Raw genomic sequence first — 26,318 nt, 5'->3', positions numbered from 1 at the left:
AATAGCCAGAAAATGAGTTGCTTATGCTCATTTTCTGGCTTAATTTAATTATCTTTGTAATTTAATTGTATTTGCTAATAAGTTTTCAGCGATTACTTCTGGAGACTCTTTGCAACCATTGCGTAACCAATAAAATATGACACCAACCTGTCCACCAATTGAATAGGTGATGAACAATGATTTATTTTGAATTGAATTTGGATAATCTTCAATCACATTTTCATAAGCAACCTTTGTAGCATTAAAATATTCCATTGCTAATCCTTTATTAGGATATGTAATAAATATAGCTCGATAGAATGATTCTTTGCGCTTTATATACTTTGTAACAATTAAAAAGAATTTATATAACTTAGTTTTATCGACGCGTACACTTTCAAAATTATTATATAAAGTTTTGAGTAACTTTAAATATTTAGATAGATGATAATTTTGAATTTGTTCCAATAAATCATATTTATCTTTATAATTATCATAAAAAGTAGAGCGGTTAACGCCACTATAAGCACAAATCATTTTAATCGTAATTTCATCGAATGGATATTCATCTAATAAATTTATCATACTTTGAATAATTTTAAATTTAGCTCTTCGTTTCATAAGCAGTCACCTTAGTCATCAATCCGACACATTTTTTTAAAGTGTCGGTGTTTTTTTTATCTACATGTATCTATAATAGATAAAGTGAATTTTAAAAGCAAATAGGAGGATATATTCATGAAGAAAATGGTATTAATTAATATCATTACTATCATTGTGTTAATTGTTATCGGGGTAGTAGGATTCTACTTCTGGAACAATGCAACGAGCTATGTTAGTACTGATAATGCCAAAGTAGATGGCGATCAAATGAAAATAGCAAGTCCAGCTTCAGGTGAAATTAAATCACTTGACGTTAAGCAAGGTGAGAAACTTAAAAAAGGCGATAAAGTAGCTGAAGTAGCAGCTCAAGGCGAAGGTGGTCAATCTAAAGAGATGAGCATCAAAATGCCTAAAGACGGCACAATCGTTAAAACAGATGGTATGGAAGGTTCAATGGCTCAAGCTGGGAACCCAATCGCTTATGCGTACAATTTAGATGATTTATATATTACTGCTAACGTTGATGAAAAAGACGTTGCTGATATTGAAAAAGGTAATGACGTTGACGTTGATATCGACGGACAAAAAGCAACTGTAAGTGGTAAAGTCGATCAAATCGGTGATGCTACAGCAGCTAGCTTCTCATTAATGCCTTCATCTAATAGTGATGGTAACTACACTAAAGTATCACAAGTTGTACCAGTTAGAATTTCTCTAGATTCTGAACCATCTAAAAATGTTGTTCCAGGTATGAACGCTGAAGTCAAAATTCATAAAAATTAAGGGGGTCATTAAATGACAACGACCTTCATTATTGTTTATATTTTAATCGCGCTCATACTTCTTGGTTTGATTAATTTCTTCGTTTCTAAAGGTAAGAAAAAATCGAAAAACCAAAAAGTGGAACAACGCTCAACAAAAGGTTCTGAGAGTCAATCATATCAATCTAAATTTAAAGCAAGTGATTTAGAAAAATCTGAGTCACAAACATCATCTCCAAACGATTTTAGTTCTACTTCTAATCACATTGAAGATGATAAAAGAAAACATCATTTCGAATCTATGAATGAATCGGATGATTCAACAAAGAATGAACATGGGACGTTACGTCGTTCTGAAGACACTTCTCATAAATCAGATGAGGATAGCGGAGTTGACGAAGTTCATAAACCAATCAACCCTAACTCAGAAGAGGCTAGAGTTAATGAGAAGATTAAAAATCAACAATCTGATTTTATCTTCGGTAAAGGTATCACAAGAGGTAAGATTTTAGCGGCAATGTTATTTGGTATGTTTATCGCTATTTTAAACCAAACGTTATTAAATGTTGCCTTACCTAAAATTAATACTGAATTTAATATTTCTGCATCAACTGGTCAGTGGTTAATGACAGGATTTATGTTAGTTAACGGTATTTTAATACCAATAAGTGCCTTCCTATTTAATAAATATTCTTATAGAAAGTTATTTATAATAGGTTTAGTACTCTTTACAATCGGTTCATTAATCTGTGCGATTTCAATGAACTTCCCAGTGATGATGTCTGGACGTATTTTACAAGCTATCGGTGCTGGTATCTTAATGCCATTAGGTTCTAATGTTATTGTTACGATTTTCCCTCCAGAAAAACGTGGTGTAGCAATGGGAACAATGGGTATTGCTATGATTTTAGCACCAGCAATCGGACCAACATTATCTGGTTATATCGTTCAAAATTATGACTGGAATTTAATGTTCTATGGTATGTTCTTTATCGGACTTGTTGCAATTGCAGTTGGTTTCTTCTGGTTTAGACTTTATCAAAGAACAACGAATCCTAAAGCCGATGTACCTGGTATTATTTACAGTACAATTGGGTTCGGCGCATTATTATATGGTTTCTCTGAAGCCGGTAATAAAGGTTGGGGTTCAACTGAAATTGTTTCAATGTTTATCATTGGTATTATTTTCATTGCCTTATTCGTTATTAGAGAATTAAGAATGAAAGCACCAATGTTAAATTTAGAAGTTTTAAAATACCCAACATATACACTAACAACAGTGATTAACATGATTGTTATGATGAGTTTATATGGTGGTATGATTCTTTTACCAATCTATTTACAAAATCTACGTGGTTTCTCAGCGTTGGATTCAGGTCTATTAATGCTTCCGGGTGCATTAGTAATGGGTGCCTTAGGTCCTATTGCAGGTAAATTACTTGATACAATAGGTATTAAACCATTAGCTATATTTGGTATTGGTGTCATGACATATGCAACTTGGGAATTAACTAAGCTAAATATGGATACACCATACTTATCAATCATGGGTATTTATGTCTTACGTTCATTTGGTATGGCATTTATCATGATGCCTATCATGACTGCAGGTATGAACGCATTACCAGCGCGTTTAATTTCTCATGGTAACGCATTTGTGAATACGATGAGACAATTAGCAGGTTCAATTGGTACTGCCATTCTTGTTACTGTAATGACTACACAAACAACAAATCATGTTGCAGCATTTGGCGAAGAGTTGGATAAAACAAATCCAATGGTTCAAGACCATATGCGTGAATTAGCACAACAATTTGGTGGCGAACAAGGTGCCATGAAAGTGTTATTACAATATGTAAACAAATTAGCTTCTGTAGAAGGCATTAACGATGCATTTATCATTGCAACTATTATAAGTTTAGTAGCGCTTATTTTAAGTTTCTTCTTACAAAGTAAGAAAAAAGCAGATGTATCAGCAGCAAAATCAAGAGCAGAAGACTAAGACAAATTGAATGAGACATGACTTAATGAATAAAAGTAATAAATAGAAGATGATAAAAATTGTGTTGTGGGGGCATGATTTTTATGGGATCGGTATCGACTTCGATATCGATCCCATTTTTTAGTGGCCCTTACAAACGAAGTTTGTTAGGGCCACTTATGCCTTAGGAAAACTAAGGCGAACCGAAAAGGGAAACGAAGTTTGTTATAGTAAATTTTCAAACAACCTAAAAAAGGGCCAATGAGGTCATCCTATTATAGATGACTCCATTGGCTCTTTTTAATTATTTAATACGAATTCTTCGGTTTCTAAAGAATAGACTAATGATTAATAAACCAATACTACAAGCTAATAAAATTAATGCATTATGAATGGCATCAGCTTCAGTCACAACTTGATCCGGTGATACAGATAAATAGTATTGTTTGAATGAATCCGCTATTTTTTCAGCTAAAGTATGAATAATATAACTAAAATACATTGTAATGACTAACATAATAGCCAAGAATAACATGTTAATAACTTTTAAAGCACTTCGATTAAAGATAATCGTTAATATAGATATAATCATGCTAATGATACATAAAGCGAAAAAGGCATAAAACACTAGTAATAAGCGATCAATTGATTGTTGTAGTTGATCTATATTACCTAGATTGATATTAATATTACCAACTTGTGTTACAGTATCTTGGAAATTTTTAAGTTGGTGGAAATCGATAGTTTGTTTAGCAAATACAATATTAAAGATAGGTTGATTGTACATGCTATAACCTGTAATTGCAGTTAAAACTAGTACGATGATTTGAATGATCATACTAACCCAAGAACGTTTTTTCTTGCCATATTGCTTACCACGATGCATTTGTTCATTTTGAAATGCATCATCAAAGTTTTCTAATCTTCTTTGTTGATTAGTCATAACGTTGCCTCCTTGAAAATAGTCATATCTTTATTTATCATTTCCAGTCTTATTTTGTTATAATAATGAATAATCAAAGACAATAAAAATTAGACAATTTATAAAATGAAATTCATGACTAAATTAAAATATACTTTAAATTATATCCCTTTTTAAGTTACGAATGTAGGTTTTTAATCAAATTGTTTTTTAATTTTAAAAATTGCAAAGAGGTAGGTTTAGTTATTTATGAAGAATCGATTTATGAACCGAGTGGTAAACAAGTATATTCTACACAATCGTTCAATATTTTTCGACAATGATGAAGCAGTGGATAAGTTTTTTGAAAAAAGACAAGTTGAAAATGAGAAAAAACATAAGCAACCCTCTACATTAAATGTTAAAGCGAATTTAGATAAACTTATGTTAGGGGACATGCAAGTATTTAGATTTAACTTTAGACATGAGTCAAAAAGAAAAATATTGTATTTACATGGTGGCTATAATACATTACAACCCTCACCATTTCATTGGAGATTTATTGATAAATTAACACTTTCAACAATACATGAAGTTGTATTACCTATTTATCCTAAAGCGCCAGATTATCATATTGAAGATACGGAAAAAGCAGTAAGAGATGTATATCATCAACTTGTGGATGAAGTAGGAGCTGAACATATAATTGTGATGGGTGATGGATCTGGTGGTGCATTGGCATTGAATTTAGTTCAATCGCTCATTGAAAATAATGAACAAGTACCACGCCAATTATATTTAATCTCGCCATTATTAGATGCTACATTATCTAATAAAGACATCACAGATGAACTCTTAGGGAAAGATATCCTAATTAGTCGTTTCGGGGTCAATGAGATTATGAAACGTTGGGCAGACAATGTAACACTCACCGATAAACGTGTGTCTCCAATATATGGTCCTATAGAAGGCTTACCACCAGTTTATATGATCGGTGGAGGAAGAGAAATTATCAATCCAGATATGCATTTATTTAAAGAAAAATTAGAAATGATGGGACAAGAAATTACGTTCTATGAATATCCAAGAATGGTTCATGATTTTCCACTGTATCCAATACGAGAATCACATAAAGTGATTAAACAAATTACCAAAGCACTTAAAAATAATTAAAATGACAAAAACGATGAGCAACAAATGGCGTTGTTCATCGTTTTTGTTTATTCCATAATAGAATTGATATGTTTAATAATGAAATTTTGTCCTTTTGAAAAGTAAAGATCAGCTATAGTTTCTTCAAAGTGACTCGGAATATCAGTCAAATTACTAAATGAAAAGACTTTTTCAATATTGTCATTTCTTATACGACTAGCTAATTGATTATAGTGTTCAAGGAATTGTTCATCAACATCATATGTTTCAAGTAGTTGATTCATTTCATCTATGGCTTGCTTTTGTCCTTGTATATAACTCATGCGTGTCGCACGTTTGAATAACTTAGAAGCAGGACCATTGATAGTTAGCGCTTTTTGTTCATTTAAATCACTTAATCCTACTTTGACATCATCATATAAATCTAGTAATTCGTTTTGAATGGTATAGCGGATAGATTCACTCATAATTGATCCTCCTTATGAGGAATACCAATACGATGTCCTAATTGCTTAGGCCATTCGATTGTTTGTTGTTCTTGTTGAGCATAGCGCTCGATTTGTTGATAATAATCTTCAGGAAATGCAGCAGAGCGACGTTTATTTTGGTCGATTCCCATCATCATGACTTCATTGGTTGCAGCAATTTCACCATCTTGACGAACCATTCTTAAAAAGAAATGAACGCGTTTATAATCGTAATCATAAACATATAACTCAACATGATATTGTTCATTTAATGTTAGTTCTGATAAAAAACTTGTATGTTCTTCAATTGTGAATGTTGTGTATTCATATTGTGCACGTTCATCTAAAGAAAGACCGTGACTATAATTAAAATCATCAATGACATCACTAAAAATGATATTATAATATGCATCATGCATATGATTATTCTGATCGATAAAATCTTCTGTCACTGTTTTACTTACAGTAAATGTTTGAGACATGACTATTACTCCTTTATAGTTTGCTTAATACTTATTTTACTAAATTAAATTAAGACATACACGTAATTCAATTCATGATAAAATAAAAAAGAATTGCTTATCAGGGGGTAAAGAGATGACGATGACCATTCGATACCAAACCACTTCCCAACCATTAACAGAGGTGAGTCGCATAGAAGACGTTCCGAGTGAAGCGACCATTGTTTGGTATGACTTTGAAGATGCAACAGAGAAAGAAAATGAATTTTTAAGAAATCATTTTGACTTTAACTATTTAGAAATCGATGATGCGATTAATGGCATTCCTCGAGCGAAATATAAAGCTTATGATGACTATCAATATATTGTGTTTCACAGTATATTGACACATGATTATGCAGCTATTGCGTTAAATGTATTCTTGCAAGGTAATACATTGGTAACATATCATCATAAACGTTTTGAATCACTTAAAAAAGTAGTTCAAGATAATCAAAAACATCATGTTTCCGATTTGGACTGTGCGGATATAGTGATACATATATTAGACAGCATGGTAGATAAATATTTTAATTTTGTTTATGACATTGAAGATAAGGTATATACATTTGAGGACAGACATGTAGATGATCGCTATAGTAAAAGCGTGATGGATAATGTATTCCAACTACGTTCTGATCTAATTAAGATAAAGCGAGTATTATTTCCAATGCAAGAATTGGTTGATACCATTAAAAGTGAAGGTAAGTTAATTATCGATACAAAGCATTCTATGTACATACAACATATTGATGACCATTTAATTAAACAACGTAATGTGATTCGTACATCCCAAGAAATGACAAATGAAATACGTGAAAATTACGAATCCTATACTTCATTTAGAATGAATAATATTATGCAAATTTTAACATTAGTATCTGTAATATTTTCACCATTAACTTTTATTGCAGGTATCTACGGCATGAACTTTGCGTATATGCCAGAATTAAATTGGCATTATGGCTACTTTATTTGCCTATTTGTCATGCTAATCATCTCAATTATTTTAATTATCTTCTTCAAAAGAAAAAAATGGTTTTAAACCTTGTAATTATAAAATGAATCATTTGGAAAAGGCGGTATAGTAATGAGTGACTTTCAGAGAGAGCAAAGAAAAAATGAACATGTTGAAATAGCGATGGCGCAACATGATGCTACATTATCTGATTTTGATAAAGTGAGGTTTGTTCATCATTCGATTCCAAATATTGATGTGGATGATGTAGATTTAACGACAAAGACATCCGATTTTAATTTGAAATACCCAGTTTATATCAATGCCATGACTGGTGGTAGTGAATGGACAAAACAAATTAATGAAAAATTAGCGATTGTTGCACGTGAAACGGGTCTTGCAATGGCTGTGGGTTCCACACATGCTGCATTACGAAACCCTAAAATGGCAGAATCATTTACAATTGTTCGAGAAACGAATCCAGACGGTGTTATCTTTAGTAATGTAGGTGCTGACGTACCCGTAGATAAAGCAGTTAAAGCTGTTGAACTATTAGATGCACAGGCACTACAGATTCATGTTAATTCACCTCAAGAATTAGTTATGCCTGAAGGTAATCGAGAGTTTGCTAATTGGATGGAAAATATCGAAGCAATTGTTAATGCAGTAGATGTACCTGTGATTGTGAAAGAAGTAGGATTTGGTATGAGTAAAGAGACATTTAAATCACTACTTAATGTAGGCGTTACTTATGTCGATGTCAGCGGACGTGGTGGTACGAATTTCGTAGATATTGAAAATGAGAGACGTTCAAATAAAGATATGGACTATTTATCTAATTGGGGACAATCAACGGTTGAATCACTATTAGAAAGTTCTGATTTTCAAGATAAACTAAATGTCTTTGCAAGTGGAGGTTTACGTACCCCATTAGATGCTGTGAAATGTTTAGCACTAGGTGCGAAAGCAGTAGGTATGTCGCGTCCGTTCTTAAATCAAGTTGAGCAGGCCGGTATAACACAAACGATTGAATACGTTGAATCATTTTTAGATCATATGAAGAAAATAATGACAATGCTAGATGCTAAAGATATCAATGAATTAACCCATAAAGATATGATATTTAATACTGACTTGTTATCTTGGATTGAGCAACGTGGTTTAGATATCCAAAGAGGTTAACTGAATCAAATTAAATAAGCCCGTACGTAAGACATGAGCATGTATTACGTACGGGTATTTTATTATTGGAAAAATTGTATGAAGCCCATAACAATGATGACACCTATTAAGTCGATTAAGAAAGCACCGACAATAGGGACAACTAAATAGGCTTTTGGCGAATTGCCATATTTTTTAGTAATAACATCTAAATTCGCCATCGCATTAGGTGTAGCACCTAAACCATGACCTATAAATCCACCAACCATTACTGCCGCATCATAATCTTTTCCTAAACCTCTAAATAGAACGAAAATAGAGAACAAGATCATAAATACAACTTGTACAAGAACGATAATGATTAATGGTAAAGCTAATGAGTAAATTTCAGTTAGCTGAATACTCATTAAAGCTAATGATAGGAAGATACCTAACGAAATATCTCCGATTTGTTCGTTAATTTTTAGATCCACAATGTTGAAACCAGCAGCTTCAGAAATATTACGAACGAATACTGCGACGAACATTGAACCAACATACATCGGAATATTCACGTTTGTTAAATTAGTAAATGTATTACCAATATATGTACCGAGTGCCATACAGAAAACTAAGATTGTGAACTGTATAAAGAAAATTTGAGTAGGTTTATATTTTTCATGAAGTGATTGATTATATTCAACTTCACCATAATTTTTAAATGAATCGTCACTATGTTCAGGTTTTAGGTTATAACGTTTAATTAAGAACTTAACGACTGGTCCACCAATTAAACCACCAAATACTAAGCCTAATGTTGCAGCTGCAAGGGCGGCTGTGACAGCGGAATCAATCCCCATATCTTGAATGGTTTTACCATAAGCGGCAGCATTACCATGACCACCTTCCATTGACATTGACCCTGCAGTTAAACCTAGTAAAGGTTTAATATTTAATAACTTCGCTAATGAAATACCAATCACATTTTGACAGAATGCCATAATGCCACAGAACATAAAGTACAATAGCATGACCTTTCCGCCAACTTTAAATAGTTTAAGAGATGCACCGAGTCCGATCGTTGTGAAGAATGCCAACATAAAGAAATCTTGTATAAATGAGGCATCTAATTTAATTTTCACAATATTAAATGAATCTAAGACAGCTACTAAAATAGCAAAAATTAAACCACCAATTACTGGTGCTGGAATACAAATTCTTCTTAAAATCGAGACATGATTAATGATCGTTTGACCAATAAGATATAAAATACATGCTAAACACAGTGTGGTAATAGCATCTAATTCAATCATTTTAACTCCCCCTTAGAAGTTATCCCAAAACCTATGTTTATGTGCTATTCAATTAAAATATGTAAGCGTTATAAAAAGCCACAATATCCATTATACATATGTATGTACAATAAATCTAGTTTTGAAATTAATATCAATTATATTTATACCTATTAATCATTAATCTAAAATAGTTTTTATCTATATTAATTTAAAAATGTGAAAGAAGAGAATATAATGATTTGAAACTATCTATTATTTAGTACCTTGCAATGTACAGTAGTAAGTGCTATATTATAGATAATTACTACTGTGTAATGTTCAGTACTGATCATTACACTTTGGAGGTCTAGCTATGAACACACAGTTTAAAAAGGGTGCATTAGAACTGATAGTCTTACTTATTATCAAACGAGAAGATCAGTACGGTTATTCTTTAGTACAAAATATTTCTCGCTATATGACGATTGCAGAAGGTACTGTCTATCCTTTGTTACGAAGATTGGTAAAGAACGGAGAACTATCGACGTATTATCAACCATCAACCGAAGGACCAGCGAGAAAATATTATCGGCTTACTGATCAAGGGCAAGAAAGATTAGCATTATTGAAAGAAGAATGGCAAATGTTTTCAAATGCAGTTAATACCTTTGTAGAGGAGAGTGAACGCAATGAATAAAGAAACTTATCTAAAACAACTCATAAGTCATTTAAGACATATGGATAAAGATGAGGAAAAGGATATCTATAATGAATACGAAACACATTTTATAAGTGGTAAAAATGAAGGTAAATCAGAAGAAGAGATTTCCAAACATTTAGGAAACCCAAAGATGATTGCTAAAGAATTAAATGCTTCATTGGCTATTGATAAAGTTGATGAGAAAAAGAATGCAAAAAATATTTTGAGAGCTATTTTAGCGGTCATGGGTTTAGGATTACTTAATTTCTTTATTGTATTAGTACCGGCATTCTTTATATTTATGTTTTTGCTTACTTTAGTTGTATTTACAATCACACTCTTAAGTGCACCAGTATTTTTAATTATTAAATATATTACCGAAGGTGTAAATTCTATTATTTTATATGATGTTTATATGAGTGGTCTCATGTTTGGTGTTGGTTTAATGCTGTTAGCTATTAGCATTTTCTTATGTCATTGGATTCTTAAATTAACGATTATGTATTTAAAATGGAATATCTCAATTGTGAAAGGAAGTGTTCATTCATGAAAAAGCTAGTCTTAACGTTATTTATATTTGGACTAATTTTAAGTATTGGTTTTGGTATTGGCGTTTTTTCAGAATGGAAAACATTAGCTTCAAAGCAAGACAATGGCACTAAGTTAAATAAAGTTTATAAAGCACAAATTAATAGTATAGATCTAGATGTTGATAACAGTGATGTTGAAATTAAACGTGGTAGTACGTTCTCAATTAAAGAAAAAGGCAACTCAGATAAGAAAATAAATAGTGATGTAAAAAATGGTGAATGGCATATTAGTGATCAAGACCATCAATCAAATATTAATTTTAGAATTGGTTACATGACAAAGCACAAATTAGTAATCACAGTTCCAAAAGCGATTGATCAATTAACTGTAAAAAGTGACTCTGGTGATGTCACTATCGATAATATAATAAGTAAGAAATCAGATGTTACGGTAGATTCATCAGATATTTTCTTAAAAGATAGTAAACTAGGAAAACTAAAAGTAAACAATGATTCTGGAGATATATCAACAAGTCATATCGAATTCACCAACGGCAAAATAGAAAATGATTCAGGCGATATAGAATTGAGTAAGTGTGTTCCAGATCAACCCTTATATGTATCAAATGATAGTGGAGATATTACTTTGAATTATCAACATCATCCTAAAAACACAACATTTATTGCACATAATGATTCTGGAGATTCTAACATAGATAACAAAGAATTTAAGCGTCATCGAATTGGAAAAGGGGACAATAACGTCGAGTTGTTTAATGACTCTGGGGATATCAACGTTCAATAAAGACATATTTTAAGAGAGGTCAAGACAAAAAGCTCATTTTGGGACGCCGTTAATCGGTTTCCAAGAGCACAAAACTTTTTGTCTCAACCTCTCTATCGTTTTATTTCCAAGTATCGTCAGGATTTTGAAAATCTGATTTCTTCATACGAGAGACATAAGGGTTACCTTTAACTGTGTAACGAAGTGGTTTGTTAGTCCATTCTCCTTTATTCGGTATGCCTATACGTCCACTTTCAATAATTGATTTAGGGTATTTACGATGTTTAATATCGATGGAAAGTCGGCATTGATTTAAAGTAGCACCATCAATTGAACGTGGAATATTAAAGGCTTTTGTCCATTTTCCAGGGCCATTAGTCACTTCAAAGCCACTTTTGCCACGATTGATTTTCATAGCTTCAATACCATCTTCAGGTTCGATTGCGCGTATAAGCACACCTTCAGGAACGCCAACATCTCTTGTAACAAAGTTAATTAATAGATGCGTATGCATGACGTGTGCATAAATCGTACCACCAGTTTGATATAAAGAAGTTACTTTAGGCGTGCGCTTTCCACCATATCCGTGAGCAGCACGATCTTTAATACCTAGGTAAGCTTCTGTTTCCACAATATAGCCACTATATGTTTGGTGTTCATCTTGATAAATAACGCGAACGCCGAGTAATGCTTTAGCTGTGTCCGTTGTGCTACGTTGTTTAAAATCCATAAATTTGGCACCTCTATAAAAATATTTGTTATAAGAATTTATTCTAAAATTTCTTAAAATATTTTTTGATTTATATTTTTAAAAGTCTTGTTGTTTGATACAATGACAATAGAAACAATATTATTACTTAATTAATGTATCAGAGTTATTAAGAGTAATAAAATAAATTGAATTGATGATCTGAAGGGAGCCACTAATATGAGAGAAAAAGTTGGTTTTAAAGCATCATTTAAATTATTTTGGTCAAATTATTTTAATTTTAAAGGGAGATCTAGACGTAGCGAGTATTGGTTTATGCAATTATGGCATTTAATCTTTATGTGCCCTGCCATTATACTTATGATTATTGGTTACCCAAGTTTATTCTTAGGTGCATTTAATGAAAGTAGTGGCGCATTAGGTATTGGGATTATTTGTATATTTATAGGGACTATTTATATCCTTATTTATTCGTTGGCTACTATAATACCTAATTTGGTCATTTTAGCACGTCGATTCCATGATACTTCTCGTTCAATGTTGATTCCAATCATTGCGTTTGTCATTGGGGTATTATTGAATGTATTTAATATTGTTATTAACGCTAGTGGTCTAATAGATAATGTAGGCGTATTAATCACATATTATATTATCGCTTTAATCTGTCTAGTATTAGGTGTTTATAATATTGTGGTAAGTTGCTTAGATAGTAAAAATGAAGGCAACCAATATGGGCCAAGTCCTAAATATGAAGTGAATGAACCGGTTAACGAACCGAATTACAATCCAGTTGACAAAGCGAAGTTATATCGCAATACAACAAATGAAATTTAAACTTCAAAGGCTAGTGTCGATAATGACGCTAGCTTTTATTTTAAAGTAAGTGTCATATATATTTGACACTCGTGAAAATGACTGTCTATAATTAAAGTAATATTAACTGAAAGAAGTGATTGATTGCGTTGAATAGAGTGAAGCAATATCGAGCGCATCAAAAGATGTCTCAACAGGAGCTAGCTAGGCGCATTGGTGTATCAAGACAGACAATCAATATGATAGAAAATGATAAATATAATCCATCGCTTAAACTATGTATAAACATAGCTAAAGTATTATCCGTTACACTTAATGATTTATTTTGGGAAGGTGATTAATTATTTTTAACAAATTGGCATTTAAAGATGAATTGAAAAATGAGTTTATAAGTGCTTATTTAGCAAAAGTAAGTGTGATTATATGTATAGTGATATTTTTAATATGGTATTTTGAAATGGTTTTTGATATCAATCGAAGTTATCTATCGCCGTTTTTAATAGGTGGGTTACTGATCCTAATAGTGACCTTTTGTAGATTAGTCATGTATGAAGAGTTTGTAGGTACACCGATGATTTATGTTAATGATGAGAAAGAAAAACGATTTTTAAATCGTAGAACAAGAATGAAACATATCCTTTTTTTAATTTTAATTATGCTATATCTAACATGTGTTAATAATATAGTGGTACCGTTAATTACCAATAATGAAAAATTTAATGATTTGACTGTTGGTTGGTTTTTTATCATTCCAATTATAGTTATGATGTTCATGAACGATAAACGTATCAAAATATCTGACACACCCACTGTTCCAGCAATGGAGAAGATTAATACACAAGATCGTATGCTTAATATGATTCCAAATTATAATTTCAGTGATGAATATGAAAGAACTCGAATAATTAAGGCATATTCAAGTAACGCAATATGGCAATTAATCGCGTTATTGTTTGTAAGTGTCATTGATATCGTTGTTGAACATATCATGGGGAATGTGCCTATTTCGAGTTATATGGCAATCGCAGTAGTTGTCATTGCAGCACTATGTATCACTTATCAAATAAAAAAACTTAAATCATAAAAGAATAGCTATACTTGCGTTGAATCAATATGATCAACGACAAGTATAGCTATTTATATTTAATAACAATTATTCTGTTTCGTGGATATATGATAATTCTGGATGTTCACGACCTAATAAATCATGTAGTTTTTGATATTTATCAAATAATTTTTCATAATGTTTTACTTTTTCTGGATCTGGTTGTTTTTCATAATAAACAGGCTGTTTCATGTGTTGCACGGTTTCTCTTAATGTATCATATGCACCACCCACATTTGCGCCCAACATAGCAGCGCCTAATGCTGTTGCGTTTGAAGATTCTAAGACGACAACTTTTTTATTTAATACGTTAGCATAGATGTCGACGAGTAATTGACTTTTCTTAGGAATACCGCCAGAAGCATAAACAGTATGAACTGGAATATCATTATCTTCGAATTGTTTCATAATCATTTTAGTACCGAAAGCAGTAGATTCTAAGTAAGCACGATGAACCATTTCAAAAGGTGTTTGCAATGTTAAGCCAAAGACACTACCTGTTAAATGGCTATCACTTAAAATACTTCTATTACCATTGTGCCAGTCTAAGACAACTACGTGTTGGTCTTCAACAGGAATTTGTGATGCAAGTGTTTCTAAATATTCTAAGACGCTCTTATTTTGTTTGGCTGCTTCTTCAACGATATGTTGTGGAGCCATTCGTTCAGAGTAACTAAATAAATCACCTACAGCTGCTTGACCCGCTTCGTAAGCATATAACCCTGGAATAATAGCGTCTTTAACTGAACCTGTAATAGAAGGGATAGGTTCTTGTTTCGGGTCTAACATTAAGTGGCATGTGCTTGTTCCTATAACCGGTGTGAATTCACCTTTTTCAATTGCACCTGCACCTAAAACGCCAGAGTGGGCATCAATCATGTAAGGAGAGATCTGTACATTGGAAGATAGTCCCCATAAGTTTTGATAGTATTCTGATAATGAACCGGCGCTATCACCAATTTGAATGACAGGTGCTTCGCATTTATCTTTGACGATTTGTGGTAATTCTGGATCTACGGTTTCAAAGAAATCATAATTAAAGCCATTTACTTCATCATAGAATCCTTTGAATCCTATACCACAGTTAGAGCGGATATTTTGATTGACGAGTAAGCTTGTCATATAATCTCCAGCTTCCATTATATAATGGGCGCGTTCTAATAATTCGGGTGCTTTATGTTTTACTTCGAGGATTTTAGGAATCATCCACTCACTGTTTACACTATGGCCATAATAATCTAACCAATTTTGATTAGCTTTCTCATTGGCTTCAACCATTTGAGTTGCTTCGTCTTGAGCGCCATGATGTTTCCATAATTTAACATAGGCATGAGGATGATGAGATAGGTCTTCATTCATATGTAATGGTCTGAAATTCTCATCTAAAAAGACCACTGTACAACTAGTAAAGTCAACACCAATACCTACGACCTCATCCTTATTAATTTGGCTTTCTTCTAAAACGTGTTTAACACCATTTTCTAGTACGTGATGATAATCACCAGCATGTTGTAAGAAGTAATTATGGGGTAAAGTTTCTCCTCCTAATTCTTCAGCGATGGTACCATGTTGATAAGTCTCTTCATAACTTGAAACAATTTTTCCATCAGATGTATTTACCAAAATGACACGTCCTGATGCTGTGCCGTAATCGATACCAATACTATAACTCATTCTATATATCCCCTTTAAATTTGATGTCGTGTTTAATCATCTTTAAGAAGTTAACTTTAATTTAATCTTCTATGATAAAATTAATGATAGTGCTTACATAAATAATTGTAAAGTTTGACATATTGCAAAATCTAAATTCATTAATAGAACTAATAATGTTATATTAAATAATAATAAAAATATTATTTGGGGAGGTAAACATGTCATTACATATTGATCATGTGACGAAGAAATTCAATCAATTTACGGCAGTCAATGATATTTCTATCCATCTTGAAAAAGGGAAAATGCTTGGCTTTTTAGGACGTAATGGTGCAGGTAAGACAACCACCTTTAGGATGATATTAGGATTAAGCGAACCTACTGAAGGACACATTACATATGATGGTCATGCGATTGATCAGTCAATGTATAATCGAATTGGCTACTTACCAGAAGAACGTGGTTTACATCCTAAAATGACTGTGGAAGATGAACTGACTTATCTTGCAACACTTAAAGGGATGTCTAAATCAGATATTAAGAAAAATATTGATTATTGGCTCAAACGATTTGCTATAACAGAAAATCGTCATAAACGTATTGATGCCTTATCCAAAGGTAATCAACAAAAAATTCAATTATTAGCAAGTATGTTGCATCAACCAGAATTACTGATATTAGATGAACCTTTTAGTGGTTTAGACCCTGTTAATGTTGAATTACTCAAATCAGCTGTAAAAGATTTAAATGATCAAGGTTCAACAATTATTTATAGTTCTCATCGTATGGAACATGTTGAAGAGTTATGTGACGATGTATGTATCTTGAACCATGGTGAACTTGTGGTATCAGGTGACATACATGACGTGAAAGCCTCACATGGTTATAAGCAAGTTATCATTGAAACTGATAAATCAATGCCTGACATAGCAGATATTGAAGGTGTGATAGGTTTTGAAACAAATAAGCGTCATATCAAAGTGACGATACAAGATGAATCCGTTGCAGAAAAAATATATCATCATGTCATCTCGCATGGCTATGTACGTCGCTTCCAAGTACTAGAACCTTCCCTTAAAGACATCTTTATTGATAAGGTGGGTGATTTACATGAATAAATTTTGGGCTACATTCGGACTCACGTATAAAAGTAAAGTGAAATCTAAGTCTTTTATCATCTTCATGGCGATTGTCATTATTTTAATGATAGCATTATCCAATGCTGACAAAATCATGGATATGTTTAAAGGTGACGGTGATCAAATCGGTATCGTAACGAATAGTGAGCCAATATACAAAGCCATTAAACAACAAGGAAATGTGATTGATGAAGATGCTTCATTTAAAAAGGTAAGTAAACAAGAAGCGAAGAAACAAGTGAAAAATGAAAAGTTAAAAGAAGCCTATATCATTAAGGTGAAAGATAAACAACAGTTATCAGCAACGATCTTGAGTAAAGAAAGTGTCTCACAAGAAAAAGAGCAAAAAATAAATGGGGTACTGACATCGATTCAATCTAAACTAGTCGCATCGCAACTACATTTAAGTAACAATGATTTGAAAAAATTACAGTCCCAAAGTAAGGTTGACAGTCAAGTCCTCTCAGATAAGAAAGATCAGCAACTGGATGAAGGTCAAAAACTACTTAATTTAGTTCTAGTATATGCGATTCTAATGTTGATGTTCTTTATTGTTTTCAATTACGCAACACAAGTTGCAATGGAAATTGCCACAGAAAAAACATCAAGAGTCATTGAAATGATTATTACGAGTGTATCTCCAATCACTCATATTATGGCTAAGATTGCAGGGGTTATCGCTGTCGCTTTAACACAAATTGTAATGATTGTTGTAGTTGCTATCATTTGTATCTTTGCCTTTGATTTAAAACGAATGTTAAAAGACTTTCATGTATCCATGAGTCATATCACTTGGCAAGTTTTAATCGTAGGATTGTTATGTATGATTATCGGAATATTAACATACGTGTTGCTAGCGGCAATATTAGGTTCTTTAGCAACAAGAATTGAAGATATTAACCAAACATTAATGCCATTAACTTTATTTGCAATGATTGCTTTTTATATTGCGATATTCAGTATGTTTAAACCTGACATTTTATTAATAAAAATAACTAGCTTTATACCTTTTTTAGCACCTTTTGAATTGTTAGTACGTGCCCAATCGACTGAGTTACAAGTTTGGGAAATCATCGTTAGTATATTAATATCAGTTGTAGTGATGTTTATTTTATTATGGATCGCCGTTAAAACATATAAAGATTCTGTATTAACTTTTGAAAAAGGACTATTTAATACCATTAAAAAGGTAATGAAAAAATAATTAAAAAAGAGGAAGCGCGTTAAATTAAACTTGTAAGAGTTTACAAAACGTTCTTCCTCTTTAATTTGTATTTTACTATGGCATATTAGTAGAAAAAGTGTAACAATATGTATGTATTAGCAAGCCAATTAATATAATACAATAGAAGATAAATAGGCATCACAAGCGACATTTTTTTATTATTCAGTGACTCTTTACCCCGAGTTACTTATAACTAAGGTTTTAATGAAATGACAATCAGATTCATGTCTTGGATTTAAGAGGTAGATAATTCATATGAACTCATGTATGTTGTATAAAGTGAAGCTTCATAGATAATGAACAGAAAGGCGTAATGTTTGTGATGGTTTATTCTTTTTTTTATATTTATATTAGCGGGTTTATGTGAAATTGGAGGCGGCTATTTAATATGGTTATGGCTTCGGGAAGGCCAACCATCGTGGCTAGGTGTTATTGGTGGCGTGATACTCATCTTGTATGGTGTGATAGCAACACTACAAACATTTCCGACATTTGGAAGAGTATATGCTGCATACGGGGGCGTATTCATCGTTATGAGTTTAGTTTGGTCTATGCTTATTGATAAGAATATGCCAGATAAATACGATATACTGGGTGCATTCGTCTGTTTAATAGGCGTCTTAATTATGCTGTTACCACATAGGGCATAATAAACGTGTTTGAAAGGGAGAAGTATGTAATGAATGTTGAAATTGAGCATCAAAGATATGGTGTAGACTTAATTAAAATTGATAATGAAGAAACCAAAATTGTGTTTACAAATTATGGTGCGAGAATTGTGTCATGGAAATATCATGACAACAATATTGTATTAGGGAATGTTGTTGAAGCGGATGAATTTTATTTTGATAATCCATTTAGATTTGGGGCGACTGTTGGACGATATGGTGGTCGTATTTCAAATGCGACTTTTAATTTAGAAGGAGAAACATATCAATTAGAAGCTAATGATGGCCAACATCATATTCACGGTGGTAGTCACGGTTTAGATTCTAAATTATTTGACTATGAAGTTGTAGACGATTTAGGACATGTCAAAATCATTTTCAAAACAACGATAAAAGAAGCAGATGATCATTATCCAGGGGATATGGAAATTAAAGTCACTCATACATATGATGCGAATCATTGTTGGACAATTCAATATGAAGCTATATCAACGAAAACTACTTTGTTTAACCCTATGAACCACGTTTATTTTAATCTTAATAGAGATAATAACGTTATTGATAATCATCGAGTGTCTAGCTCTAAATTGAATATGTATCCATTAAATGAGGATCATATGATTAGTTCAGACAACACGTTAGATATACAACAGATATTTAATAAGGACGCCATATATTTTAAAGACATATTTGAAAGTAGTCATGAGCCGATATCACAACAAGTGTCTCAATTTAATGGTTTAGATCATCCGTTCAAAGTAGGGGAACAACAATTATCAATAGATAATGATGAGTTTCAATTAGATGTTAAAACGGATATGCCTTACGTCATATTATATACATTTAATCAACCGAAAAACTGGAAAAGTGATGCAAATATTTATAAAGCACATTCGGGTTTGACAATCGAGGCACAGTATTTGCCAAATGATATTAACTTATATGGTGATCAAGCTTCATCAATATTAAAAGCGAATGAAATGTTTTATTCACAAACGAGCTATCAAATTCATGAGAAATAAGTTAAAGAGTAGAATAAACATCGTTTTTTACGATGTAATTGTTCTACTCTTTTTATTGTTTTATTTTTTGTTTATTTTGTTGCACGTTGATACATTTTTTCAAGTTTCTCATATCTTTTAGACGATAAATATGGATTTTTCAATGCTGATGCGATTCTGTCTGCATTTTTTCTGTCATTATAATAAATGTCGTTTAATGTTTGGACGGATAGTTGTGTATCTAATTCGGCTTCCTTTATTAATTCTAAGTGATGATGTTGACTGACATATCCTTCTTTAATGACACGACAATAAAAGCCCGTTTTTCCTGATTGAGACATACGTTTAACCAAGTCAGAAAGCCCGTACTTTGCTTGGATTTTCCAGCAGGGTTCTATAATTTCAGAAACTTCGATAATTGCATCGCCTAATTGATATTGGTTACCGAAATAAACGACATTTTCATCTAAATCTTCAATTGTCAAATTCTCACCGAACATGGCGTACTCTGGCATATCAAGTAAATCACCACGATACATGTCATAGTTCTTTTTACTAAAACAGCATACGGCTTTATCTGGACCACCATGATCTTTATAAGCTTGTTCATCATCAACAAATCCTAATTTTGAAAGCCACATTTGATCTTTAAAAGGTTGTTTATTGATTGCTGATTGCATAGGTTTGGCATCTTTGTATTGAAGTGATTCTATTTTTCCTGTCGAAATGGCGTACACTGGTATCATCATGGTCCCCCCTAAATTATTGTTTGAAGTGTATTTTACTATAGAATTTCATTTTTATGAAAGATTTTAAAATATATTAAAAATTAAACGTTGATTATGGTATGTTAAATTGAAAAAGTCATGTAAAATAAGAAATGTAAACGATTTAGAAAAGGGGCTCATGACGTGATGAATGATGTAAAACAACTCAAAATGATGACGCTAGATGATGTTTTAAGTCAAATCGAGGATGGTATGACGCTCGGTATTGGCACAGGAAGTACAATTGAATTATTAGTGCCTAAAATCGCTCAACTTATTGATGAAAAACATTATAATATTATCGGAGTATGTACTTCTAATAAGACGGCGTTTTTAGCTAAAGAATTAAATATTAATATTGTTGATGTTAACGATATTGATAAAATCGATTTAGCTATTGATGGTGCTGACGAAGTAGATCCTCAGCTTAACCTTATTAAAGGTGGCGGTGGAGCGCTATTTAGAGAAAAAGTAATCGATGAAATGGCAGACCGCTTTGTGGTTATTGCTGATGAAAACAAAGTTGTTAACTACCTAGGTGAAACATTTAAATTACCGGTTGAAGTAGATAAATTTAATTGGTATCAAGTTGCTAAGAAAATAGAAACAATTGACGGCGTGACAACAGAACGTCGTGTTACGGATGATGTCCCATTTACGACTGATAATGGTAATTATATTTTAGATTGTGCATTACCAAAAGGTATTGATCCTTATGAAATGCATGAATTTTTAATTCACATCACAGGTGTTTTAGAAACAGGTTATTTCCTTGATGTGGCTGACCAAGCAATTATCGGCACACAACAAGGTGTTAAAAAGATGAATCGACAAGTATAATATCTAGTAAAATTAACTCTTACTCAATAACAAAAGCGTCTATGGCCGTTCATGAGAACGACTATAGACGCTTATTTTAATATGATTCAACTTTTATTGTGGATTGTTGAATAAATCGACTAAACTTTGAGGACTATTTGCACCTAGACAAATATCTAATAATTCATGAGATTCTTTAGCTTCTTCCTCACTTCTAGGGAACATTTTTTCTTCGTATAAAGCAATAGCTTTATCAATATCATTTGGATGTTCAGCGATTAATTCCGCTAATTCCGCACCGTCTAACATTGCTAAATTAGCACCTTCACCAGATGGTGCCATTAAATGTGCAGCATCACCAATTAATGTGATACCTGATTGACGTTTCCAACGATGTGTATCAGGTAGAGCATTAATTTTACGAGGTGTAATAGAACTATCCGCTTGAGTAATTAAAGCAGTGACTTCTGGTGACCAACCTTTAAATTCTGCAGCTATAGTATTAGTTGCTTCTTGGCCATTTGAAAAATCAATGCTATCTATCCATTCGCTATCACAATTCATTTGAATATACGTGTGTAAAATATCGCCTGCTTCTCTATGAGCAACTATACCTTTATTTGGTGATAGAGCATACATTGCACCTTTGCCTACTTTGTTAGCTGTTTTAGGATATTGACGATCAACATCATATAAATAGGTTTCAATAAAGGTATAACCAGAATAATGTGGTTTAATATCAGTTAATATATTGCGTACTTTAGACCAAGCACCATCTGCACCAATAAGTTGAGCAGTTGTTACAGATGTGTTATCTCTAAATACAACTTTATATTGTTTTTTATCCAATTTTTCTACGTGGTCTACTTTTTTATTCCATTCAATCATGTCTTCTGGTAATGAGTCGATTAAAATATTTCTTAAATCACCACGTAAAACTTCTGGTCGGCTATTGGATTCGTCGTCAGGTAAATCTAATAGTAATTCACCATTTTGATTTACAATACGTGTTGCGTCAGCGCCTTTTTGAATAATAGAACGGAATTCATCCATTAAGTTTGCCTTTTCCAGTGCAACTTGACCATTATATTCATGTATATCTAACTGTCCACCTTGTGTACGTGCGTCACGTGATGCATCAGATTCATACACTTTAGCAGGTATTCCATTCACATATAGTACACGTGCTAATGTTAAACCACCGATGCCACCACCAATTATTGTAATAGGGTTATTATTTTCTTCTATATTCATCAAACCACTCCTTAAAGAATGAGGAAATATATTATAGTATCCTAACATTCCTAATAAATATAATTTTGCCTGACTAAATTTACCCATTTAGGTTCGACATTTAAACGTTAAAAAACCCGTCCACTCATTAATATGAATGTGACGGGCTTGATTAATTAATATTTGTTGTTAGGGCTATGTTCTTCAGTTTGTTTGATTTCATCTTGTAAATCAGAAACAACGGATGAACGACGATCTTGTTTATATGATGTATGTTCTTTTAAATGTTCAGTTGACTCAGAGCCATGACCATGATCTTGAACGTCATGCTTATTGTCTTGATGTTGAGCATCTAATGTATCTTTATGACGATCATAGTTATCTGAAATTCTACTATTATCATGCTTAGTTTCAGTATAATCATTGTCATTATCATCGCTAACATGATCTAAATAATTATTAGGTTCTACTTCATCTAAACTTTGATTCGTCTTTTTATAAAAGATAGCACGAATGATTAAGCTTAAAATGATATAAATTAAACCAACAGCAGTCGTAGCTAAGGCGATGACTTTCATAGAGAATAAATCGCCAATTTCTTCACTAAACAAGAATACTAAACCAAATGACATTGCTGCGTGGAAAAGTGTAGCAATATAAATGGTACGACCATTAGTAGCTCTAATTAACTCACCTACAATCATTGAGAAAGCAAATGTATATAAGAAATGATAGCCTGCGAACTCAAGACCGTATGTTGTATTAGCATTAAAGATAGAATAAATGATACCTACAACAATACTCGCAAATAATGTGTTCATCTTTGTTTCAACGATATGTTGCAAATATGAACGGAAACCAAATTCTACTACAAACGCCATAATTAAATGACCGATTAAAATTGCGAATATTGACACAGATAAATCAGATGCTTGTAGTAGGATGAAACTATCTGCGAATGTATTGAAGCAGAACATACCGATAATGAAAATAAATAAAGGTATGATTAATGCGAGTAATAAACGCTCAATAACTTTGAGACTAAAAGTGAATTTTAAACTCGCCATTTGTTCTTTTTTATGTTTAAAGACAAATAGACATATGATAGCTGCAATAAATGGAGAAAGGTCTGTAATGTCGAATACAAAACGTTTCACGCCTATTGCTGCTTGGAAATCTCTAAGTATTACGAATAAGGCCATTGTCACGACAAAAAACACAAATATTGTCATTGCCCATTGAAACCCAGAAATTCGATTGTTTTTCATTTTATGTAACCTCCATTACGGAAACAAGCAATTATTATTTTATTTACAATTATACATCTTAAAAGATGATAGATAAATTGTCTATTTTAATTATCATCAAAATGTAATAGTAATGAATTATAAACGTAATTAAATTTAGGTTAAACGGGAATATAAGAACAACATTGAATTAAGTGTGAGCCAAAGTTATACTTTAATTATAAGGATAAAGCAAAGAAATCAAGGGGGAAGAACAATGTATCAACTAGCTGAACCAAGCTTATGGACTGGAAGATTAGATAGTGAAACAGATGCCAAACAATTTAGACATTTTCAAACTATCCAATTTAATGACTTAAGACAAGTAGAATTAGCATCTAAACAAAAAGGTGTTGGTATCTTAGGTTATGCGATTGATAAAGGTGTCGAACTAAATAAAGGGCGTGTAGGTGCAAAAGAGGGGCCTAATGCGATTAAAAAAGCGTTCGCTGGCTTACCAGATTTGAATCAATGTGAACAAATCGTTGATTATGGAAATGTCGAGCATGATCATGACGCACTAATTGATACTCAAAAGGAATTTGCAGAATTAGCAGCTAAGTCTATTCATAATCATAAGCAAACATTCTTATTAGGTGGTGGGCATGATATCGCCTATGCACAATATTTAGCGACTAGACAAGTGTATCCTAATGAGTTAATTGGGGTTATTAATATTGATGCCCACTTTGATACACGTGATGAAGGTGAATCCACTTCAGGTACGAGTTTTAGACAAATACTAGAACAAGATGACAATGCAGATTACATGGTATTAGGTATTTCTCAAGGTGGTAACACACAAGGTTTATTCGACTATGCTAAAGAAAAAGGCGTATCATTTGTTTATGCTGATGAATTATTACATCAAGTATCACCACCGATTAAAGATATGATTGAACGTTTTATTCACGATCATGATGTAATCATGTTTACGATTTGTATGGATGTTGTAGATAGTGCCTTTGCTCCAGGTGTCAGTGCTCCAGCAGTCTTAGGCATCTATCCACATACAGTGTTTGAATTAGCAAAACGCATTGTCCCAAGTGAAAAGGTTAAATCAGTAAGTATCGCTGAAATGAACCCTAAATACGATCAAGACAATCGTACAGCGAAACTGATTGCGAATTTAGTGCATCACTTCTTATTATAAATTCCAATAATCAATACATTGTTCAATAAGAGAAAGTACTTGTTCAGAGTGCTTTCTCTTTTTTAAATAATTAATATAAATTTTGCGTCCTAAATTAGGGCGTATTTTAATGTAGTCTAAATTCCGTGTATTAAATGATTGGTAATAAAATCGAGGAATAACCGCATAACCAATACCTAAATGTACTAAATTAGTAGCGGATTCAAAACGATCAGATTCCATAATGATATTAGGGTGGATACCTACTCTATTAAAATAATCATCTAAGTGTTTACGAACTTGAGAATTTTTATTCGGCAAAATTAAAGGTAAGTCATCCAATTGAATCGTTTTTTGCTTTGGAAATGCATCTTTAGGTGTTAATAATATATAAGATTCTTTATATAATGCGATCGATGTAATATCTTGATGGCGTATTTCTTCGTTTGTTAAGGCAAAATGAACATTAAAGTTGGTAAGTTGCTCAATGGATTGATGTTGATCATGCACTTCATAAATTCGGTATTGCTGATTAGGGTAATGCTTATGATGTGCACGGATGACATTGGCCATCCATTGACTCGTGGATTCTAAAATGCCCATTTTAATACGGGGTTCCGAAGACACATTTAAATCATACATTTTTTCAACTGTTGAACGATAGGATTCTACTAGATCTTCAGCATATTTATAAAACTGAATCCCTTTTTCAGTGATTTTAATATCTTTGGTAGTACGCATAAATAAGTCGTATCCTAAATCAGCTTCCATTTTTTTAATAGCTGCAGTTAAGGAAGGTTGACTAATATGTAAAAAATTAGCGGCTTTCGTAAAACTATTGTATTTTACAACGGCTAAAAAATATTCTAATTGAATGATTTTCATAGGTCATCTCCTATATATCATAGTTTTTATCTATAAATAATTAGTTTATTTATATTTGTTATCTATATCTTAGCATAATATAATATGGTTGTAACAACCTGATTAATAGTGATTGTTATCTTTTGAATAGTACGAATATTTAGAAGATAA

General features: G+C 32.3%; 28 protein-coding genes. 17 read left to right on the top strand and 11 right to left on the bottom strand.

All coding sequences use genetic code 11. The annotated features are described in order from the left end of the window. Positions 1 to 48: 48 nt before the first annotated feature. Complete coding sequence (locus ACZ267_RS00940; protein WP_049416493.1) at positions 49 to 600, bottom strand: TetR/AcrR family transcriptional regulator; 552 nt, start codon at positions 598 to 600, stop codon at positions 49 to 51. Between the two features lie 117 nt (positions 601 to 717). Between ACZ267_RS00940 and ACZ267_RS00935 the strand changes: the two genes are divergently transcribed. Beyond that, on the top strand, positions 718 to 1,365 hold the full coding sequence (locus ACZ267_RS00935; protein ID WP_002466299.1) for an HlyD family secretion protein: 648 nt from the start codon (positions 718 to 720) through the stop codon (positions 1,363 to 1,365). A gap of 12 nt (positions 1,366 to 1,377) precedes the next feature. Continuing rightward, positions 1,378 to 3,345 carry a DHA2 family efflux MFS transporter permease subunit gene (locus ACZ267_RS00930; RefSeq protein ID WP_047210994.1) on the top strand — a complete coding sequence of 656 codons (1,968 nt, stop codon included), beginning with the start codon at positions 1,378 to 1,380 and terminating at the stop codon, positions 3,343 to 3,345. A 283-nt stretch (positions 3,346 to 3,628) separates the two neighbouring features. Here the strand turns inward: ACZ267_RS00930 and ACZ267_RS00925 are convergent, their stop codons facing one another. Beyond that, positions 3,629 to 4,267 carry a hypothetical protein gene (locus ACZ267_RS00925; protein ID WP_047210993.1) on the bottom strand — a complete coding sequence of 213 codons (639 nt, stop codon included), beginning with the start codon at positions 4,265 to 4,267 and terminating at the stop codon, positions 3,629 to 3,631. A gap of 228 nt (positions 4,268 to 4,495) precedes the next feature. On the opposite strand from ACZ267_RS00925, the gene ACZ267_RS00920 reads away from it, so the two are divergent. Further along, on the top strand, positions 4,496 to 5,398 hold the full coding sequence (locus ACZ267_RS00920) for an alpha/beta hydrolase fold domain-containing protein (RefSeq protein WP_058710153.1): 903 nt from the start codon (positions 4,496 to 4,498) through the stop codon (positions 5,396 to 5,398). Between the two features lie 47 nt (positions 5,399 to 5,445). Here ACZ267_RS00920 and ACZ267_RS00915 read toward each other — a convergent pair whose 3' ends face one another. Together ACZ267_RS00915 and ACZ267_RS00910 are read right to left on the bottom strand one after the other, a co-directional pair. Next, a complete protein-coding gene (locus ACZ267_RS00915; RefSeq protein WP_047210989.1) occupies positions 5,446 to 5,844 on the bottom strand; it encodes a hypothetical protein in 399 nt (132 codons plus the stop codon). Continuing rightward, positions 5,841 to 6,326 (bottom strand): thioesterase family protein, encoded by a 486-nt coding sequence (locus tag ACZ267_RS00910; protein ID WP_047210988.1) that lies wholly within the window; start codon positions 6,324 to 6,326, stop codon positions 5,841 to 5,843. Before ACZ267_RS00910 ends, ACZ267_RS00915 begins: the two co-directional genes overlap by 4 nt. Positions 6,327 to 6,441: 115 nt before the next feature. Here ACZ267_RS00910 and corA point away from each other — a divergent pair, with 115 nt between their 5' ends. Then, the gene (gene corA / locus ACZ267_RS00905; RefSeq protein WP_047210986.1) at positions 6,442 to 7,389 is read left to right on the top strand and encodes a magnesium/cobalt transporter CorA; all 948 of its coding nucleotides are present in this window, start codon (positions 6,442 to 6,444) and stop codon (positions 7,387 to 7,389) included. Between the two features lie 45 nt (positions 7,390 to 7,434). Continuing rightward, complete coding sequence (fni, locus tag ACZ267_RS00900; RefSeq protein WP_047210985.1) at positions 7,435 to 8,484, top strand: type 2 isopentenyl-diphosphate Delta-isomerase; 1,050 nt, start codon at positions 7,435 to 7,437, stop codon at positions 8,482 to 8,484. A gap of 62 nt (positions 8,485 to 8,546) precedes the next feature. Here the strand turns inward: fni and gltS are convergent, their stop codons facing one another. Beyond that, the gene (gltS, locus tag ACZ267_RS00895; RefSeq protein ID WP_002466302.1) at positions 8,547 to 9,755 is read right to left on the bottom strand and encodes a sodium/glutamate symporter; all 1,209 of its coding nucleotides are present in this window, start codon (positions 9,753 to 9,755) and stop codon (positions 8,547 to 8,549) included. 334 nt (positions 9,756 to 10,089) lie between these two features. On the opposite strand from gltS, the gene ACZ267_RS00890 reads away from it, so the two are divergent. From ACZ267_RS00890 to ACZ267_RS00880, 3 genes are read left to right on the top strand one after another with little or no spacing between them, the layout of a single operon-like run. Further along, positions 10,090 to 10,413 carry a PadR family transcriptional regulator gene (locus tag ACZ267_RS00890; protein ID WP_002466286.1) on the top strand — a complete coding sequence of 108 codons (324 nt, stop codon included), beginning with the start codon at positions 10,090 to 10,092 and terminating at the stop codon, positions 10,411 to 10,413. Further along, positions 10,406 to 10,966: an HAAS signaling domain-containing protein gene (locus ACZ267_RS00885; protein ID WP_047210984.1), complete on the top strand. Its 561-nt coding sequence runs from the start codon at positions 10,406 to 10,408 to the stop codon at positions 10,964 to 10,966. The genes ACZ267_RS00890 and ACZ267_RS00885 overlap by 8 nt, the downstream gene beginning before the upstream one ends. Further along, complete coding sequence (locus ACZ267_RS00880) at positions 10,963 to 11,751, top strand: DUF4097 family beta strand repeat-containing protein (RefSeq protein WP_047210982.1); 789 nt, start codon at positions 10,963 to 10,965, stop codon at positions 11,749 to 11,751. The genes ACZ267_RS00885 and ACZ267_RS00880 overlap by 4 nt, the downstream gene beginning before the upstream one ends. A gap of 100 nt (positions 11,752 to 11,851) precedes the next feature. On the opposite strand, the gene ACZ267_RS00875 is transcribed toward ACZ267_RS00880, so the two are convergent. Next, positions 11,852 to 12,460, bottom strand: a complete 609-nt coding sequence (locus tag ACZ267_RS00875; RefSeq protein WP_047210980.1) for a DNA-3-methyladenine glycosylase — start codon at positions 12,458 to 12,460, stop codon at positions 11,852 to 11,854. Between the two features lie 198 nt (positions 12,461 to 12,658). Between ACZ267_RS00875 and ACZ267_RS00870 the strand changes: the two genes are divergently transcribed. From ACZ267_RS00870 to ACZ267_RS00860, 3 genes are all read left to right on the top strand, one after another. Then, positions 12,659 to 13,273, top strand: coding sequence for a DUF805 domain-containing protein (locus tag ACZ267_RS00870; RefSeq protein ID WP_047210978.1), 615 nt, complete (start codon positions 12,659 to 12,661; stop codon positions 13,271 to 13,273). A gap of 128 nt (positions 13,274 to 13,401) precedes the next feature. Next, positions 13,402 to 13,593, top strand: coding sequence for a helix-turn-helix transcriptional regulator (locus ACZ267_RS00865; RefSeq protein WP_037552506.1), 192 nt, complete (start codon positions 13,402 to 13,404; stop codon positions 13,591 to 13,593). A 203-nt stretch (positions 13,594 to 13,796) separates the two neighbouring features. Continuing rightward, complete coding sequence (locus ACZ267_RS00860) at positions 13,797 to 14,336, top strand: hypothetical protein (RefSeq protein ID WP_227706005.1); 540 nt, start codon at positions 13,797 to 13,799, stop codon at positions 14,334 to 14,336. A gap of 69 nt (positions 14,337 to 14,405) precedes the next feature. Here ACZ267_RS00860 and ACZ267_RS00855 read toward each other — a convergent pair whose 3' ends face one another. Further along, positions 14,406 to 16,031 (bottom strand): ribulokinase, encoded by a 1,626-nt coding sequence (locus ACZ267_RS00855; RefSeq protein ID WP_047210974.1) that lies wholly within the window; start codon positions 16,029 to 16,031, stop codon positions 14,406 to 14,408. Between the two features lie 200 nt (positions 16,032 to 16,231). Here ACZ267_RS00855 and ACZ267_RS00850 point away from each other — a divergent pair, with 200 nt between their 5' ends. The 4 genes from ACZ267_RS00850 to ACZ267_RS00835 all read left to right on the top strand — a co-directional run bounded on the left by ACZ267_RS00850 (position 16,232) and on the right by ACZ267_RS00835 (position 20,067). Beyond that, positions 16,232 to 17,131, top strand: coding sequence for an ABC transporter ATP-binding protein (locus ACZ267_RS00850; protein WP_015364756.1), 900 nt, complete (start codon positions 16,232 to 16,234; stop codon positions 17,129 to 17,131). Continuing rightward, positions 17,124 to 18,356, top strand: a complete 1,233-nt coding sequence (locus tag ACZ267_RS00845) for an ABC transporter permease (RefSeq protein ID WP_047210972.1) — start codon at positions 17,124 to 17,126, stop codon at positions 18,354 to 18,356. Before ACZ267_RS00850 ends, ACZ267_RS00845 begins: the two co-directional genes overlap by 8 nt. 350 nt (positions 18,357 to 18,706) lie before the next feature. Further along, the gene (locus ACZ267_RS00840) at positions 18,707 to 19,027 is read left to right on the top strand and encodes a YnfA family protein (protein ID WP_047210970.1); all 321 of its coding nucleotides are present in this window, start codon (positions 18,707 to 18,709) and stop codon (positions 19,025 to 19,027) included. Between the two features lie 29 nt (positions 19,028 to 19,056). Beyond that, entirely contained in the window at positions 19,057 to 20,067 is a 1,011-nt protein-coding gene (locus ACZ267_RS00835; protein ID WP_047210968.1) for an aldose epimerase family protein, read from the top strand. 71 nt (positions 20,068 to 20,138) lie between these two features. Here ACZ267_RS00835 and ACZ267_RS00830 read toward each other — a convergent pair whose 3' ends face one another. Further along, a complete protein-coding gene (locus tag ACZ267_RS00830) occupies positions 20,139 to 20,792 on the bottom strand; it encodes an MOSC domain-containing protein (protein ID WP_047210966.1) in 654 nt (217 codons plus the stop codon). A gap of 168 nt (positions 20,793 to 20,960) precedes the next feature. On the opposite strand from ACZ267_RS00830, the gene ACZ267_RS00825 reads away from it, so the two are divergent. Beyond that, positions 20,961 to 21,653 carry a ribose 5-phosphate isomerase A gene (locus ACZ267_RS00825; RefSeq protein WP_015364758.1) on the top strand — a complete coding sequence of 231 codons (693 nt, stop codon included), beginning with the start codon at positions 20,961 to 20,963 and terminating at the stop codon, positions 21,651 to 21,653. Positions 21,654 to 21,746: 93 nt separating this feature from the next. Here the strand turns inward: ACZ267_RS00825 and ACZ267_RS00820 are convergent, their stop codons facing one another. Both ACZ267_RS00820 and sdpC read right to left on the bottom strand, forming a co-directional pair. Next, positions 21,747 to 22,886 carry an FAD-dependent oxidoreductase gene (locus ACZ267_RS00820; protein WP_079448966.1) on the bottom strand — a complete coding sequence of 380 codons (1,140 nt, stop codon included), beginning with the start codon at positions 22,884 to 22,886 and terminating at the stop codon, positions 21,747 to 21,749. Positions 22,887 to 23,041: 155 nt separating this feature from the next. After that, positions 23,042 to 24,133, bottom strand: coding sequence for a peptidoglycan release complex CPBP-like subunit SdpC (gene sdpC, locus ACZ267_RS00815; RefSeq protein ID WP_079448965.1), 1,092 nt, complete (start codon positions 24,131 to 24,133; stop codon positions 23,042 to 23,044). Between the two features lie 235 nt (positions 24,134 to 24,368). Here sdpC and hutG point away from each other — a divergent pair, with 235 nt between their 5' ends. Beyond that, positions 24,369 to 25,304, top strand: a complete 936-nt coding sequence (gene hutG / locus ACZ267_RS00810) for a formimidoylglutamase (RefSeq protein WP_047210961.1) — start codon at positions 24,369 to 24,371, stop codon at positions 25,302 to 25,304. Here the strand turns inward: hutG and ACZ267_RS00805 are convergent. Continuing rightward, a complete protein-coding gene (locus ACZ267_RS00805) occupies positions 25,299 to 26,168 on the bottom strand; it encodes a LysR family transcriptional regulator (RefSeq protein ID WP_047210959.1) in 870 nt (289 codons plus the stop codon). The genes hutG and ACZ267_RS00805 overlap by 6 nt on opposite strands. Positions 26,169 to 26,318 lie beyond the last annotated feature (150 nt).

It is taken from the genome of Staphylococcus sp. AC872, from assembly GCF_979255425.1.
The sequence above is the reverse complement of the archived record's forward strand: the minus strand, read 5'-3'. Positions and strand labels throughout refer to the sequence as shown.

Coding starts and splice junctions, on each gene's coding strand:
- ACZ267_RS00830 (WP_047210966.1), bottom strand. CDS start 20,792: ATGATACCAGTGTACGCCATTTCGACAGGAAAAATAGAATCACTTCAA.
- ACZ267_RS00820 (WP_079448966.1), bottom strand. CDS start 22,886: ATGAATATAGAAGAAAATAATAACCCTATTACAATAATTGGTGGTGGC.
- ACZ267_RS00935 (WP_002466299.1), top strand. CDS start 718: ATGAAGAAAATGGTATTAATTAATATCATTACTATCATTGTGTTAATT.
- ACZ267_RS00870 (WP_047210978.1), top strand. CDS start 12,659: ATGAGAGAAAAAGTTGGTTTTAAAGCATCATTTAAATTATTTTGGTCA.
- ACZ267_RS00875 (WP_047210980.1), bottom strand. CDS start 12,460: ATGGATTTTAAACAACGTAGCACAACGGACACAGCTAAAGCATTACTC.
- gltS (WP_002466302.1), bottom strand. CDS start 9,755: ATGATTGAATTAGATGCTATTACCACACTGTGTTTAGCATGTATTTTA.
- ACZ267_RS00855 (WP_047210974.1), bottom strand. CDS start 16,031: ATGAGTTATAGTATTGGTATCGATTACGGCACAGCATCAGGACGTGTC.
- sdpC (WP_079448965.1), bottom strand. CDS start 24,133: ATGAAAAACAATCGAATTTCTGGGTTTCAATGGGCAATGACAATATTT.
- ACZ267_RS00925 (WP_047210993.1), bottom strand. CDS start 4,267: ATGACTAATCAACAAAGAAGATTAGAAAACTTTGATGATGCATTTCAA.
- ACZ267_RS00825 (WP_015364758.1), top strand. CDS start 20,961: ATGAATGATGTAAAACAACTCAAAATGATGACGCTAGATGATGTTTTA.
- hutG (WP_047210961.1), top strand. CDS start 24,369: ATGTATCAACTAGCTGAACCAAGCTTATGGACTGGAAGATTAGATAGT.
- ACZ267_RS00845 (WP_047210972.1), top strand. CDS start 17,124: ATGAATAAATTTTGGGCTACATTCGGACTCACGTATAAAAGTAAAGTG.
- ACZ267_RS00915 (WP_047210989.1), bottom strand. CDS start 5,844: ATGAGTGAATCTATCCGCTATACCATTCAAAACGAATTACTAGATTTA.
- ACZ267_RS00885 (WP_047210984.1), top strand. CDS start 10,406: ATGAATAAAGAAACTTATCTAAAACAACTCATAAGTCATTTAAGACAT.
- ACZ267_RS00930 (WP_047210994.1), top strand. CDS start 1,378: ATGACAACGACCTTCATTATTGTTTATATTTTAATCGCGCTCATACTT.
- corA (WP_047210986.1), top strand. CDS start 6,442: ATGACGATGACCATTCGATACCAAACCACTTCCCAACCATTAACAGAG.
- ACZ267_RS00910 (WP_047210988.1), bottom strand. CDS start 6,326: ATGTCTCAAACATTTACTGTAAGTAAAACAGTGACAGAAGATTTTATC.
- ACZ267_RS00835 (WP_047210968.1), top strand. CDS start 19,057: ATGAATGTTGAAATTGAGCATCAAAGATATGGTGTAGACTTAATTAAA.
- ACZ267_RS00920 (WP_058710153.1), top strand. CDS start 4,496: ATGAAGAATCGATTTATGAACCGAGTGGTAAACAAGTATATTCTACAC.
- ACZ267_RS00890 (WP_002466286.1), top strand. CDS start 10,090: ATGAACACACAGTTTAAAAAGGGTGCATTAGAACTGATAGTCTTACTT.
- ACZ267_RS00880 (WP_047210982.1), top strand. CDS start 10,963: ATGAAAAAGCTAGTCTTAACGTTATTTATATTTGGACTAATTTTAAGT.
- ACZ267_RS00860 (WP_227706005.1), top strand. CDS start 13,797: ATGTATGAAGAGTTTGTAGGTACACCGATGATTTATGTTAATGATGAG.
- ACZ267_RS00805 (WP_047210959.1), bottom strand. CDS start 26,168: ATGAAAATCATTCAATTAGAATATTTTTTAGCCGTTGTAAAATACAAT.
- ACZ267_RS00850 (WP_015364756.1), top strand. CDS start 16,232: ATGTCATTACATATTGATCATGTGACGAAGAAATTCAATCAATTTACG.
- ACZ267_RS00940 (WP_049416493.1), bottom strand. CDS start 600: ATGAAACGAAGAGCTAAATTTAAAATTATTCAAAGTATGATAAATTTA.
- fni (WP_047210985.1), top strand. CDS start 7,435: ATGAGTGACTTTCAGAGAGAGCAAAGAAAAAATGAACATGTTGAAATA.